Source organism: Mesorhizobium sp. B2-7-1, from assembly GCF_006440735.1.
In the GTDB taxonomy this organism is placed as follows: Bacteria; Pseudomonadota; Alphaproteobacteria; order Rhizobiales; family Rhizobiaceae; genus Mesorhizobium.
On the sequence record NZ_VFUA01000148.1, the window covers coordinates 1 to 13,654 of the forward strand.

Below are 13,654 nucleotides of genomic sequence, written 5' to 3' on the forward strand. Positions count from 1 at the left end.
CTGGAACACCCCTCATCCGTCTCGGCGCTGCGCGCCGATCCACCTTCTCCCACAAGGGGAGAAGGGAGAATCGCGCTTCACCCATTCACCGCCCTGCTATCCTGCGGCGCCTCCGCCCTTTCCTCCAGCCCATAGTCGCGGACGACATGGGCGATGCGCAGACGATAGCCGGCAAAGATTCCGCCGCGACCGGCCTGTTGCGCCTGCCGGTGCTCCTCGGTGTTGCGCCAGGCCTTGACCGCTTCCTCGTCGCGCCAGAAGGACAGCGAGAGCACGCGCTTCGGGTCGGTGAGGCTCTGGAAGCGCTCGACCGAGACGAAGCCGTCGATGCCGTCGAGCAGCGGCCGGAGATTGGCGGCGATGCCGAGATAGGCATCGCGCTTCCCCTGCGCCGGCTCGACCTCGAAGATGACAGCGATCATGCCTCTATCCCTTCCTTGACCGTTACGTCGGTGCGAAAGACCTGCCGCGGACCATGCGGGCCGGACACCAGCTTCAGGAAGACGCGGTCCTCCTTGACGATGAACTTCTCGCGCCGCGCGAATTCGTAGTTTGCCTTGCCGGCCGGGTCGGCGGCAAGCCGGGCGCGGTAGGCTTCATAGGCCGCGAGGCTTTCGATGTTGTAGGCGGCGTAGGCCGTGGTGGCCGAGCCTTCATGCGGCGCGTAGTAGCCGATCAGCTCGGCGCCGCAGCGTGGAATGGCCTGACCCCAGGCGCGCGCATATTGCTCGAAGGCCGCCTTGCCGAACGGGTCGATCTCGTAGCGGATGAAGCAGGTGATGGTCATGTCGGTCTCCTCGTCTGGTTGGTTTTTGGACGGTGATGCTTCGACCGCGGTCGAAGCATCACTTGCGGCGGTGTGATAGGCATTCTCCTGTCAGGAGTGTTTGCCTGGGCTGATTGAGCTGACCGCAGAATAGTGCTTCCCTGACGAGAATGCTTCGATGAGGATCAAACCATGCGTGAAGGACCCGATATCGCCCGCATCGCCAGCCTGGTCGGCGACCCGGCCCGCGCCAACATGCTGAACGCCCTGATGGGCGGCACGGCGCTGACCGCGTCGGAGCTGGCGCTGGAGGCCGGCGTGTCGCTGCCCACCGCTTCCTCGCATCTGTCGAAGCTGATGGAGGGCGGGCTGCTGACCTTGGCCAGCCAGGGCCGGCATCGCTATTACGGGCTGGCCAGCGCGCAGGTGGCCGGCATGATCGAGGCGATCATCGGCGTCGCCGAGGCGGTCGGCCCGAAGCGGGTGCGGCCGGGACCGCGCGATGCGGCGATGCGCGTGGCGCGCGTCTGCTACGATCACCTCGCCGGCGAGCAGGCGGTGGCGATGCTCGACCGGCTGTTCGACAGGAAGCTTTTGCTGCGCGAGGACAACGAGATCAGGCTCTCACCGTCCGGCGCCTCGCATTTTTCCGCGCTCGGCATCGATACCCATGCCAAGGCGCGGCGGCCGGTATGCCGCGCATGCCTCGACTGGAGCGTGCGGCGCTCGCATCTCGCCGGCACGCTAGGCGCCGCCATACTCGACAAGATCATCGCCGAGAAATGGGCGCGGCGCGAAAAGGACAGCCGCGCCGTGGTGTTCTCGCCAACGGGGAGGCAGGCGTTCGAGAGGGTGTTTCTGTCTTGAAGCCCCGGTGCCGATAACGTGCAAATGTCGGCGCGAGGCCCCCCTCTCTGCCCTACCGGACAGAGAGGGGGGAAGGATCGCGGCATAGGCGACCTCGGGTCTTGCCCGCGCTCACCCCCTTTTCAACGCCTTCCCCAGCTTGAAGAACTCCTTCCACGGATCGGCCTTCTTCAACTCGCCCAGCGTGGTCTCACCACCCAGCGGGAAGGCATTCGGCGCCAAGCCCTTCTCGAGCTCCGGCCAGGTCACCGGCATCGACACCGTCGCGCCTTTCTTGGCGCGCGAGGAATAGGGCGCGACAGTGGTCGAGCCGCGGCCGTTGCGCAGATAGTCGACGAAGATTTTTCCGGTGCGCGCCTTCTTCGACAGCGTCGCGGTGTAGCGGTCGGGCGCGGCCTGCTCCAGCGCGCGGGCGAAATCATGCGCGAAGTCCTTGACCGCGTCCCAGTCCGCCAATGGCTTCAGCGGCACCAGCACATGATAGCCCTTACCGCCGGAGGTCTTGACGAGGTTGGGCAGCGACAGCGCGTCGAGCTGCTTGCGGATGTCGAGCGCCGCTTCGCGCACCTTGCCGACGTCGACGCCTTCGTCCGGATCGAGGTCGAAGATGATCTGGTCCGGCTTTTCCAATGCATCGAGCGTGCAGCCCCAGATATGGACCTCGACCACGCCATATTGGACGAGTGCGGCAAGCCCGTCGAAATCCTTGATGTACAGGATCTCCTCGCCGTCGGTCGGGTCCTTCATCCTGGCGATCTTGTCGCTCATGCCGGGCGAGGCGTGTTTCTGGAAGAAGCGCTGGCCGTTAATGCCATCCGGCGCGCGCACCAGGCTCAGCGGCCGGTTGACGACGAATTGCTCCATGCGCGGCCAGACCAGCGCGTAGTGATCGAGCAGGCCCTGCTTGGAGACTTTTTCGTCGGGCCAAAGGAGCTTGTCAGGATGCGAGAGCTTTACCGAGGTTTTTGCCGTTCCGCCCGAGGGCTTCGGCGCGGCCTTCGCGCCCGGCTTTGCTTCGCTCTCGGCCTTGGTCTTCTTCGGCTGTTCCTGCACGACTTCCTCCGGCGGCTTGTCCTCGCGAAGCCCCTGGAACGAGGCGTGGCGGATTATACGGTCGGATGTCCAGCTGCGGAACTCCACCTCGCCGACAAGTTCCGGCTTGACGAAGGTGAGGCCCTTGCCCTTGGGCACGGCGGCCGAGAAGGGCGACGCCTTCGCCGTGAGGCGATCGAGCTTCTTCTTCAAATCCGTCATCACCTTGCCGGAAAAGCCGGTGCCGACACGGCCGGCATAATGCAGCTTGCCGCCCTCATTGAAGCCGACCAATAGCGAGCGCACGCCGCGCCCGGTCTTGTCCGAGGGCAGATAGCCGCCGATGACGAATTCCTGCCTGAGCGTGCATTTCGACTTGATCCAGGAGAGCCCCCGCCCGCTGCGATAGGGCGCGTCGGCGCGCTTCGACACCACGCCTTCCAGGCCCATGCGGCAGACATGCTGCAGCATGACCTTGCCGGGCTCGTGGAAATGATCGCTGAAGCGCAGCGCCGAATCCTCCGGCTGCTTGCCGAGCAGCTCGGCCAGCGCCTGCTTGCGCTCCACCAGCGGCTCGCGGCGCAAATCCTGACCGTCGAGCCGCATCAGGTCGAAGATATAATAGACGAAGCGATCGGCGCGGCGGGCCGACAAATCCGCCTGCAGCAGCGGGAAGGACGAGACGCCGCTGTCGGCCAGCACCACGATCTCGCCGTCGATGATGGCGTCGCGGCATTTCAGCTTGCCAAGCGCTGCAGTAACCGGTCCGTCGAACTTCTCCGTCCAGTCGAGGCCGGCGCGGGTCAGCAGCCTGACCTCGCTGCCTTTGATCTGCGCCTGCATGCGATAGCCGTCGAACTTCACTTCGTGCAGCCAGTCTTCGCCGGCGGGCGCCTCCTTCTCCAGCGTGGCGAGCTGCGGCTCGATGAAGTCGAGGCGTTTGGCGTGCGTGACCTTGCCGGCGGCCGGCCTGTTCGACTGCCAGACCTTCGGTGTCTGCCCCTTGGCGGCCTTACCCTCGCCGACCTCCTCGATGGTGAGGGCCGACTTCACCGATTTCGGTTCGTCCTCGAGGATATCCTCGCCGGGCCGGGCGGCGGCATCGTCGGATTTGATCAGCAGCCAGTTGTCGCGCTTTTCGCCGGGGCGCGGCCTCAGCCTGACCAGATGCCAGCGGCCGTTGAGCTTGTGGCCTTCGAGCTCGAAATCGATATGGCCCTTCTTCATGCCCTGGGCCGGATCGCCATCGGGCGTCCACTTGCCTTCGTCCCAGACGATGACCGCGCCGCCGCCATATTGGCCCTTCGGAATGGTGCCTTCGAAGGAGGCATAGTCGAGCGGATGGTCCTCGACATGCACGGCCAGCCGCTTCTCATGCGGATCGAGGCTCGGGCCGCGCGTCACCGCCCAGCTCCACAAGACGCCCTCATGCTCCAGCCGGAAATCATAGTGGAGCCGCGTGGCGGCGTGCTTCTGGACGACGAAGATGCCGCCGCCCTGCTTTTGCCTGCCGACCTTGCCGGCCGGCTCGGCGGTCTTCTTGAAGTCGCGCTTGGCGTGATATTGCTCGAGGCCGGCCATGCCGCCACTCCCTTATGCGGATTTGCGCTTCGGCGCGGCCGCCTTGGCCTTCGGCCGACGCGCCGTCGTTTTGGATGAAGATTTGCCGGCTTTGCCGCCGCCTTCCGCGTTGAGGCTCTTCTTCAGTGCGTCGAACAGGTTGACGACATTGGACGGCTTGGGCGGCGCCTTGGCCTTGGGCGCCTTCTTGCCGGCCTTCTTGGCGCGGATCAGCTCCAGCAGCGCGTCCTCGTAGCGGTCGTCGAATTTCGAGGGATCGAACTTCGTCTTCTTGCCGTCGATGATGTGCTGGGCGAGGTCGATCATCTCCTTGTCGGTCTTCGCCGCCGCGATATCCTCGAACACCGTCGCCGGCCGGCGCACCGTGTCGTCATAGCGCAAGGTGGTCAGCACCATGCCCTTGCCGAGCGGCTCGATCACCACCGGGCGTTCGCGCTGATAGAGCACGATGCGCGCCAGCCCTGCCATCTTCCTCGCCGCCATCGCATCGCGGATGACGGCGAAAGCTTCTTCCGAGACCTCGTCGGCCGGCGAGACGTAATAGGGCGTGTCGAGATAGATCTGCTCGATCGAGGATTTCTCGACGAAGCCGTCGAGGCTCATCGTATGCGAGGACTCGATCTGCACCCCCTCGATCTCGTCCTCCTCGATATGGACGAAATCGCCGTCGCTCACCTCGTAGCCCTTGATCTCATCGCCGTCTTCCAGCGGCTTGCCGGTTCCGGCGTCGACATAGATGCGTTTGACGGTGTTGCCGGTCTTGCGGTTGAGGATGCGGAACGAGACTTTTTCCGCATGGGTGACGACGTTGGTCAGCTCGATGGCGCATGTGACCAGCGACAGTTTGAGATAGCCCTTCCAGGCCGGGCGTGGTGCCATTGTGAACTCCTGGGCGACGCGACCTTACCGCAACGGGCGGAGGCTTGCTCGGGTTCCGCGACGGACCGGAACCATCGCCCCGCCTTACGCAATGAAATTTCCCGTCACTGGGCGAACGTGAAACAGAAGCGCGCCGAAGCGACATCGGAACGAAACATATGTGATGCAAAAGTCACACGCAGCGGAATGGCGACAAAAGGCACCGAAAGACCCCGAATCAGCCGCAATCCCGCCACGAAGCAACGACTTTCGGACCAGAAATTAACATCACGTTCACCGACTATTCACGCCTCGACGCTATGCTCTCGAACAATTCGGACGGGACATCCGAAAGCGGGACAGGGACAGGTAAAATGAACTTCTGGAACCACATCGCCGGCTACGCCGCCGCCATTCGCGAATTCGTCGCGCCGACCTACCGGCCCGAGCGCTACTACATGCGCGGCCCGGGTCCGGCCTGCGCGCGCCGCGGCAACTCGCTGGGCGTCAGCGCCAACTGATCATGACCCGCGAACGCGCCCACCACAGCCGCATCTGCCGGCCGGCCGCCGACCAGCGCGCCACCACCTATCGCGCCGAGCGCCTGGCGCTCGCCGCCAACTGGCGTGCGACAACGCCGCGACTTTGACGCCGCCGCCGGCTGGCTTAGTGTCTAAAGGCACAAGCAGCCGGGGCCGCCATGACCGACCTGCCCGAACCGAACCGTCCCGCCTCTCCAAGCCAGGCCTATGACGCCCGCTATCCGCTGATCGTCTTCGACGGCGTCTGCGTGTTCTGCTCGGGCTTCGTCCAGCTCATCCTCAGGCTCGACCGCAAAAAACGCTTCCGCTTCGCCACGGCGCAATCGCCGATCGGCGAGGCGCTGTTTCGCCGGCATGGCCTGCCGACCGACGATTACGACAGCAACCTCGCCATCATCGACGGCGCGGCCTTCACCAAGCTCGACAGCTTCGTCGCCGTCATGGCCGCGCTCGGCTGGCCATGGCGCGCGATGAAGGCGCTGCTCATCCTGCCGCGGCCGCTGCGCGACTGGTTCTACGACCGCGTCGCCAAGAACCGCTACGCGCTGTTCGGCCGCAAGGACAGTTGCGACATTCCTTCGGCCGAGTTGCGGGAACGGTTGATCGGCTAAGGGTATTTGTTCCCACGCAATTCCGGACGGAAAATCGCTGCACACTTTTCCTGGAATTGCTCTAGGGGCCAAGCATGAAGCTTCTCATCGTCGGCGGCTACGGCACCTTCGGCGGACGCATCGTCCAACTGCTGGAGAACGAGCCTCGGCTCGAGCTCATCATCGCCGGACGGTCGCTCGCCAAGGCAGCGGCCTATTGCACGGGTCGAGGCGACACCAAGGCGCGGCTCGTGCCGGCGGTGTTCGACCGCGACGGCGACCTTGCCCCGCAACTCGCCGACATGCGGCCCGATATCGTCGTCGACGCCAGCGGCCCGTTCCAGGCCTATGGCGAGGGGCGCTACCGGCTGATCGAAGCCTGTATCGGTGCGCGCATCCACTATCTCGACCTTGCCGACGGTTCGGAATTCGTTGCGGGGGTCTCCGCTTTCGACGCTGCGGCCAGGGCGGCCGGCGTGATGGTGCTCTCCGGGGTGTCGAGTTTTCCTGTTCTGACCGCGGCGGTGGTGCGGCGTCTTTCGGCCGGCATGGCACGCATCGATACTATCCGCGGCGGCATCGCGCCGTCGCCCTTCGCCGGCGTCGGCGAAAACGTCATCCGTGCCATTGCAAGCTATGCCGGCCGGCCCGTGCGGCTGGTGCGGGGTGGCAAGCCTGCCAAGGGTTATCCGCTCACCGAGCAGATGCGCTATACGATCGCGCCGCCTGGACGCGTGCCGGTGCGCAACACTTTGTTCTCGCTGGTCGACGTGCCGGACTTGCGGGCGCTGCAGGCGCTTTGGCCGGAAGCGAAGACCATCTGGATGGGCGCCGGCCCGGTGCCGGAGGTGCTGCACGGGGCACTGATCGGCCTGGCGTGGCTGGTGCGTATAGGCCTCATCCGCTCGCTGTCGCCGTTGGCCTCGCTGATGCATTGGGCGACCAACCGGCTCTCATGGGGCGAGCATCGCGGCGGCATGTTCGTCGCGGTCGAAGGCGCGGACGAAGCAGGCAGGCCGATCAAGCGATCCTGGCACCTGTTGGCCGAGGGCGACGACGGGCCGCTGATCCCCTCCATGGCGGTCGAGGCGATCCTCCGCAAGGCGCTCGCCGGCCGCATGCCCGCGCCGGGCGCGCGAGCCGCGGTGCATGACGTCGAGCTCGAGGACTATGAAGCGCTCTTCGCTGGCAAGACGATCCACGCCGGCTTCAGGGACGACACCGACAAGGCGAAGGCGCTCTATCCGGACCTGCTCGGCGATGCCTGGACAGACCTTCCCGCCGAAATCCGCGCCATGCATGAGGGAGCGGCAATGGCGGACGGACGCGCGAGCGTGGAGCGCGGCGGCGGCATGCTTAGCCGGCTTGCAGCACGGCTGATCGGCTTTCCATCCGCTGGGACGGATATCCCGGTCAAAGTCCGCTTCGACATCGGCGCGGATGGCGAGACCTGGACGCGGACTTTCGGAGCGCACCGCTTTTCGAGCCGGCAGTTCCCCGGAAGCGGCCGATCGGAGCGGCTGCTTTGCGAGCGCTTCGGCCCGCTCACCTTCGCCATGGCGCTGGTCGTCGACGAGAACCGGCTCCGCCTCGCGCTGCGCCGCTGGAGCTTCCTCGGCCTGCCCTTGCCGATGTGGCTGTGCCCCCGCTCGAACGCCTACGAAACGGTCGAGGACGGCCGCTTCCGCTTCCATGTCGAGATATCGCACCCGGCGGCCGGGCTGATCGTGCGCTACCGCGGCTGGCTCGTGCCGTCGCAGGGTTCGAGCACGGTGGGCTCGTCGGCCGTGGCGCCCAGTTCCCGGCAGCCCGAGGCCGTGCACAGCGTCCAGCCTTGACCGGTGGCGCCGGACGCCGCGAGCACGAGACGCGGCTGGGGTCCGATGCGCGGCGCATAGATCCACCAACCGTGCCGCAGCACCGAGCCCTCGGGCGGCTCCATGCCGGCGCCGGAGCCCTTGACCCGCGCCTCGACGACCTGCAGCCCGGCAGGCAGCACTTTCCAATCCTCCTGCCAGCGCGTCCGCTCCACCGAATGCGTCCAGGACAGCGTGAAGGCGGCGACGGCGAGCGTCACCGTCTTGCCGGCGGCGAGGATACACAGGCTCATGCGGTGCCGGCCGCGGACAGTCGGCGGGCACGCCAGCAGTGCCAGCCGATCCAGAGCAGCGCCAGCACCCATCCGGTCTCGTCGGTGAGCGGCAATGCGGCCACCAGCAGCAGGCCGGCGCAGAAGGCGACGAGACGCTCCCACAAGGCCATGCGGCGGGCGAGGAAGCCGACGGCGGCGGCGCCCCAGAGCACGATGCCCATGCAGGCCTTGACGACGATATAGGCGACCTCGACCGGATAGCCGAACGAAGCCGCGATCGGGCCGGCGTCCTGCAGCATCAGCGCCGGCGTGTAGACGGCCATGAACGGCACGACGAAGCCAGCAATGGCGAGCTTGGTCGCCTGGATGCCGATCTTGAGGCCGCTTTCCTTCGCCATCGGCGCGGCCGCAAAGGCGGCGAGCGCCACCGGCGGGGTCAGGTCCGCCATGATGCCGAAATAGAAGACGAACATGTGGCTCACCACCAGCGGCACGCCGAGCGACAGCAGCGCCGGGCCGGCGAGCGAGGAGGTGATGATGTAGTTGGGGATCGTCGGAATGCCCATGCCGAGAACCAGGCAGGTGAGCATGGTCAATACCAGCGACAGGAACAAATTGTTCTCGCCGATGGAAATGATCCAGCCGATGAAGGTGGAGGCGATGCCGGTGAGCGTCAGCGTGCCGATGACGATGCCGACGATGGCGCAGGCGATGCCGACGGGCAGGGCGTTCTTGGCTCCTTCGGCAAGCGAGTCGACGCAAATGCGCAGCGTCTCGCGCCCGCCCTTGAAGGCGAGGCAGGCGATGACGAGCGCCGCGATGACCAGGCTGAGCGCATTGACGCCGAAGCGCATGAAGGAGGAAGCGGCGAGCCCGAGCGCCAGCCAGAAGACGACGCGGAAGGCGAATGGCCCGATCAAAGCTGCCAGCGGCGTGCCGAGGATGAGCACGATGGTCAGCGCCAGGCCCATCGTGCCGGCGAAAATCGGCGTGTAGCCGGCAAACAAAAGGTAGACCAGCACGGCGAGCGGCAGCACCAGCGGCCAGTGCTTCCGCACCGCCTCCCAAGGGTTGGGGAGCTCGGCCTTGGCCATGCCGTGCAGGCCGGCCTTGCCGGCTTCCAGATGCACCTGCCAGAAGCAGGCGCCGAAATAGAGCAGCGCCGGGATGATCGCCGCCTTGACCACCTCGGCGTAAGGGATGTTCAGCGTCTCGGCCATGATGAAGGCGACCGCGCCCATCACCGGCGGCATGATCTGGCCGCCCATCGAGGAGGTCGCCTCGACCGCGCCGGCAAAAGCGGAGCGGAAGCCGAAGCGCTTCATCAGCGGGATGGTGAACTGGCCGCTGGCGACGACATTGGCGACGCCCGAACCGGAAATGGTGCCCATCAGCGCCGAGGACAGCACGCAGACCTGGGCCGGACCGCCGCGCCACGAACCGACGAGGCCGAGCGCGAAATCGTTGAACAGCGCGATCATGCCGGCCCGTTCGAGGAAGGCGGCGAAGACGACGAAGATGAAGATGTAGGCGGCCGAAACATAGACCGGCGTGCCGTATATGCCTTCGGTGCCATAGGCGAAGGTGTCGACCAACTGCGCGAAATCATAGCCGCGATGGATGAAGGGCGGCGGCAGGTGATTGCCGACGAAGCAATAGGCGAGGAAGATTAAGGCGATGATTGCGAGCGGCAGGCCCATCAGCCGTCTGGCGGCTTCGAAGACGAGCACCACCAGCAGCGCGCCGACGATCAGGTCCGGCGTGGTGAGGAAGCCGGAGCGGCGGATGAGGTCGGCGTAGAAGACCCAATTGTAGAGGCCGGTGCCGAAGCCGAGCAGGCCGAGCACCCAGAAGCCCACCTTCGCCGCGGCGCTGCCGGCGCGCAGGTTGGCGATGAGGCCGAAACCGAGCAGCAGCAGGAAGCCGACATGCATGGCGCGCACCACTTGGCTGGGCAGGCTGCCATAGGCGGCGATGTAGATCTGGAAGACGGAGAAGGCGACGGCGATGGCAAAGGCGGCCTTGCCGGCGAGGCCGTCGCCGAAGCCCGGCGGCAGGCCTTCGACCTGTTCTTCGGCGGTTGGAGACAGAACGGTCGGGGTTTCGGTCATTGGCGGGTTCCTGGCGGGCAATACCGTCTCCGTTGAGGGCAGGGAAGCCGCATAGGGCACTTCCCCTCACCCAGCCTCCGCTTCGCTCGGCTGACCTCTCCCCGAGGGGAGAGGAGGCGGTCGGCGTTGGCGCCATTCTCTTCTCCCCGACGGGGAGAAGGTGGCCGGATGAGGGGGCTGGCGCTGCGCTATGCGATAGCCCTCCCTCAATGGGAAGGCGTCTACTTCAGCAGCCCCTTTTCCTTGTAATAGCGCTCCGCGCCGGGGTGCAGCGCCACGGGCATGCCGTCCAGCGCCTTTGCCGGATCGATTGCCTTGGCGGCGGCGTGAGCGGCAGCCAGCTGGTCGAGATGCTCGAACAGCAGCTTGGTCATCTGATAAGCGGTGTCGTCGGACACGTCGGCGCGGGTAACCAGGAAATTGCCGACCGCGGCGGTCGCGACGTCTTCCGTCTGGCCCTCATAGGTGCCTTTCGGGATAACCACGGAAATGTAGGGCGCCCCGATCTTGGCGACGTCCTCGGCCGGCACGGCGACGACGTTGATGGGAAGCGAGGTAGCGAGGTCGCGGATGGAGGCGACGCCGAGGCCGGCCGACTGCAAGGTGGCGTCGAGCTGGCGGTTCTTGATCAGCTCGACCGACTCGGCAAAGGGCAGATACTCGACCCGTCCGAGATCCTCGTATTTGAGACCGGCGGCGGCAAAGATGGCGCGCGCGTTGAGCTCGGTGCCGGAGGCGGGCGCGCCGACGGACAGGCTCTTGCCCTTGAGGTCGGCGAGCGTCTTGATGCCGGAGTCCTGGCTGGCGACGATCTGGATGTAATTGGGATAGATCGCGGCAATGCCGCGCAGCTTGTCGAGCTTGCCCGGGAAGCCGGCCTCCGTGTTGCCTTCGGCGGCCATCTTGACCGAATCGCCGAGCGCAAAGGCGATCTCGCCCTTGCCCTGCTGCAGGAGGTTGAGGTTTTCGACCGAAGCCTTGGTCGCCTGAACCTGTGTGCGCGAGCCCTCGATGCCCTTGCCGTAGATCTCCGACAGCGCGACCCCGAGCGGATAGTAGACGCCCGACGTTCCGCCGGTGAGCACATTGATGAATTCCTGCGCCCCGGCCGTCACCGCGCCAAGGCCGAGCGACAAGGCCAACGCGCCGGCGGCAACAAGCTTGGTCCTGAAATTGAACATCGCGATTTCCTCCCTGAAAACATCTGGCCCGCAAACCCGCCCCTCCCGGCGAGCCGCGACGAGTTTAGACGGGAGGAGCCAAATGCCAACCCGCAATTGCATGCGTTAGACCAATGGTTGAGTGGCGGCGAAAGGCGCCGGCTTGCGCTCGCTTGCTTTGGGGACGAAAGATTTTCGAGGCGCCTGTCGAAATCGGCCGCGGCCGCGCGACATAGGTCGGCACGCGACGATGCGGCCTTCAACAAAACGGGAGAAGACCATGCGATACATGCTTTTGATCTACAACGACGAAGCCGCGATGGCGAACGCGCCGAAGGAGCAGACCCAGCAGGTGCTCGCGGCCTATGGCGCCTATACCGAGGCGCTGAAGAAATCCGGCGCGTATATCGCCGGCGAGCGGCTGCGGCCGACCCAGGCGGCCACCTCGGTGCGGCTGGCCAGCGGCAAGACCAATGTGCTCGACGGCCCCTATGCCGACACCAAGGAGCAATTGGCCGGTTTCTACATGATCGAGGCCGCCGACATCGACACGGCGATCGAATGGGGGGCGCGCTGCCCGGCATCCAGCACCGGCACGGTCGAGGTGCGGCCGATCTGGGAAATGGCCGAGTACATAGAAGCCGCATAGCGAACGCTGTGATGGATGATCGCTCGGAGATCGCGCGGGCGGCGGCCGAAGCGGCCGCCCGGCGCAGCTATGGCAAGCTCATCGCCTGGCTGGCGGCGCGCACACGCGACGTCGCCGGCGCCGAGGATGCGCTGGCCGATGCCTTTGCCGCCGCGCTCGAACGCTGGCCGCGGACCGGCGTGCCGGCGCAGCCGGAAGCCTGGCTGCTGTCGGTGGCGCGCCGGCGCGACGTGGACGCGGTACGGCGGCGACTGACCGGCGAGGCGGCCCGCGATCATCTCAAGCTGATCGCCGAGGAGATGGAGGCGCGCATGAGCGGCGAGGAGCTGCCCGACGACCGGCTGCGGCTGATGTTTGCCTGCGCCCATCCGGCGATCGAAGCGAGCGTGCGCGCGCCGCTGATCCTGCAGACGATCCTCGGTTTCGACGCCGCGACGATCGCGTCGGCCTTCCTGGTTTCGCCGGCGACGATGGGGCAGCGGCTGGTGCGGGCCAAGGCGCGCATCCGCGAGACCGGGATCCCGTTTCGCGTGCCGGAGCAGGCGGAGCTGGGCGAGCGGCTGGGCGCGGTGCTGGAGGCGATCTACGCCGCCTTCGCCGAAGGCTGGTCGGATCCGATCGGCACCGACAGCCGGCGGCGCAACCTCGCCGCCGAAGGCATCTGGCTCGGACGGCTGGTCGCCTCGCTGATGCCGGACGAGCCGGAGACGCTCGGCCTGCTGGCGCTGATGCTGTTCGCCGAGGCGCGCCGCTCGGCAAGGCGCGGTCCGGAAGGGGATTTCGTGCCTTTGGCCGAGCAGGATATCGCGCTCTGGGACGACAGCCTGATCGACGAGGCGGAAGCCTTGCTGGTGCGCGCGGCGCAAAGGGAGATCATCGGCCGCTACCAGTTGGAGGCCGCCGTGCAGTCCGCCCATACGGCGCGCCGGCGCGGCAGCGGCACCGACTGGGTGGCCATCCGCCAGCTTTACGACGCGCTGCAAGCCGTGGCCGGCTCGCCGGTGGTGGCGATCAACCGCGCGGTGGCGATTGCCGAAACCGAAGGCGCGCCGGCCGGATTGGCGGCGCTTTACGTGCTGGGCGAGGACAAGCGGCTGCAGGACTACCAGCCCTATTGGGCCGCCCGCGCCGGGCTGCTGGCCAGGCTCGGCAATACCAAGCAAGCCGCCGAGTCCTACGACCAGGCGATCGGACTCGAGCGCGACCCGGCGCTGCGGCGTTTCCTGCAGGGCGAGAAGGCGAAGCTTGTTAGGAACTAGGGCAGAAGTTGCCGTTTATCGGTGGACGAACTTCACCATCCTTTCCGGGAGATCGGTGCAAACGCTGGGGAATTAGCGGAAGCCCCGCAGTCTCGTCATTCCAGGGCGGAGCAGCCGCGAAGCGGCGTCGCGGAGACCCTGGAATCC

At 66.3% G+C, this 13,654-nt stretch carries 14 protein-coding genes; 7 read left to right on the forward strand and 7 right to left on the reverse strand.

Annotation, left to right across the window (positions count from 1 at the left end; genetic code table 11):
* Window positions 1–77: 77 nt before the first annotated feature.
* Entirely contained in the window at window positions 78–422 is a 345-nt protein-coding gene (locus FJ471_RS32020; RefSeq protein WP_140809511.1) for an antibiotic biosynthesis monooxygenase, read from the reverse strand.
* Window positions 419–787 (reverse strand): NIPSNAP family protein, encoded by a 369-nt coding sequence (locus tag FJ471_RS32025; RefSeq protein ID WP_140809514.1) that lies wholly within the window; start codon window positions 785–787, stop codon window positions 419–421. Before FJ471_RS32025 ends, FJ471_RS32020 begins: the two co-directional genes overlap by 4 nt.
* A 171-nt stretch (window positions 788–958) precedes the next feature.
* Between FJ471_RS32025 and FJ471_RS32030 the strand changes: the two genes are divergently transcribed.
* The gene (locus tag FJ471_RS32030; protein ID WP_140809516.1) at window positions 959–1,633 is read left to right on the forward strand and encodes a winged helix-turn-helix domain-containing protein; all 675 of its coding nucleotides are present in this window, start codon (window positions 959–961) and stop codon (window positions 1,631–1,633) included.
* Window positions 1,634–1,744: 111 nt separating this feature from the next.
* On the opposite strand, the gene ligD is transcribed toward FJ471_RS32030, so the two are convergent.
* Together ligD and FJ471_RS32040 are read right to left on the reverse strand one after the other, a co-directional pair.
* Window positions 1,745–4,246 (reverse strand): DNA ligase D, encoded by a 2,502-nt coding sequence (ligD, locus tag FJ471_RS32035; protein ID WP_140809518.1) that lies wholly within the window; start codon window positions 4,244–4,246, stop codon window positions 1,745–1,747.
* Window positions 4,247–4,258: 12 nt separating this feature from the next.
* Entirely contained in the window at window positions 4,259–5,125 is an 867-nt protein-coding gene (locus tag FJ471_RS32040) for a Ku protein (RefSeq protein WP_140809520.1), read from the reverse strand.
* Between the two features lie 353 nt (window positions 5,126–5,478).
* On the opposite strand from FJ471_RS32040, the gene FJ471_RS32045 reads away from it, so the two are divergent.
* The 4 genes from FJ471_RS32045 to FJ471_RS32055 all read left to right on the forward strand — a co-directional run bounded on the left by FJ471_RS32045 (window position 5,479) and on the right by FJ471_RS32055 (window position 8,074).
* Window positions 5,479–5,625: a hypothetical protein gene (locus FJ471_RS32045; RefSeq protein ID WP_108702809.1), complete on the forward strand. Its 147-nt coding sequence runs from the start codon at window positions 5,479–5,481 to the stop codon at window positions 5,623–5,625.
* A gap of 2 nt (window positions 5,626–5,627) precedes the next feature.
* The gene (locus tag FJ471_RS35620) at window positions 5,628–5,753 is read left to right on the forward strand and encodes a hypothetical protein (RefSeq protein ID WP_281408551.1); all 126 of its coding nucleotides are present in this window, start codon (window positions 5,628–5,630) and stop codon (window positions 5,751–5,753) included.
* A 51-nt stretch (window positions 5,754–5,804) separates the two neighbouring features.
* The gene (locus tag FJ471_RS32050; RefSeq protein WP_140809521.1) at window positions 5,805–6,257 is read left to right on the forward strand and encodes a thiol-disulfide oxidoreductase DCC family protein; all 453 of its coding nucleotides are present in this window, start codon (window positions 5,805–5,807) and stop codon (window positions 6,255–6,257) included.
* A gap of 74 nt (window positions 6,258–6,331) precedes the next feature.
* Window positions 6,332–8,074, forward strand: a complete 1,743-nt coding sequence (locus tag FJ471_RS32055; protein ID WP_140809523.1) for an SDR family oxidoreductase — start codon at window positions 6,332–6,334, stop codon at window positions 8,072–8,074.
* Here FJ471_RS32055 and FJ471_RS32060 read toward each other — a convergent pair.
* The 3 genes from FJ471_RS32060 to FJ471_RS32070 all read right to left on the reverse strand — a co-directional run bounded on the left by FJ471_RS32060 (window position 7,969) and on the right by FJ471_RS32070 (window position 11,620).
* Window positions 7,969–8,346, reverse strand: a complete 378-nt coding sequence (locus FJ471_RS32060; RefSeq protein WP_140809525.1) for a DUF1850 domain-containing protein — start codon at window positions 8,344–8,346, stop codon at window positions 7,969–7,971. The two genes, FJ471_RS32055 and FJ471_RS32060, sit on opposite strands and share 106 nt — an antisense overlap.
* The gene (locus FJ471_RS32065) at window positions 8,343–10,439 is read right to left on the reverse strand and encodes a TRAP transporter permease (protein ID WP_140809527.1); all 2,097 of its coding nucleotides are present in this window, start codon (window positions 10,437–10,439) and stop codon (window positions 8,343–8,345) included. The genes FJ471_RS32060 and FJ471_RS32065 overlap by 4 nt, the downstream gene beginning before the upstream one ends.
* 221 nt (window positions 10,440–10,660) lie before the next feature.
* Complete coding sequence (locus FJ471_RS32070; RefSeq protein WP_140809529.1) at window positions 10,661–11,620, reverse strand: TAXI family TRAP transporter solute-binding subunit; 960 nt, start codon at window positions 11,618–11,620, stop codon at window positions 10,661–10,663.
* 259 nt (window positions 11,621–11,879) lie between these two features.
* Between FJ471_RS32070 and FJ471_RS32075 the strand changes: the two genes are divergently transcribed.
* Together FJ471_RS32075 and FJ471_RS32080 are read left to right on the forward strand one after the other, a co-directional pair.
* Complete coding sequence (locus FJ471_RS32075) at window positions 11,880–12,248, forward strand: YciI family protein (RefSeq protein WP_140809531.1); 369 nt, start codon at window positions 11,880–11,882, stop codon at window positions 12,246–12,248.
* 11 nt (window positions 12,249–12,259) lie between these two features.
* Window positions 12,260–13,507, forward strand: coding sequence for an RNA polymerase sigma factor (locus FJ471_RS32080; RefSeq protein WP_140809533.1), 1,248 nt, complete (start codon window positions 12,260–12,262; stop codon window positions 13,505–13,507).
* Window positions 13,508–13,654: the final 147 nt, after the last annotated feature.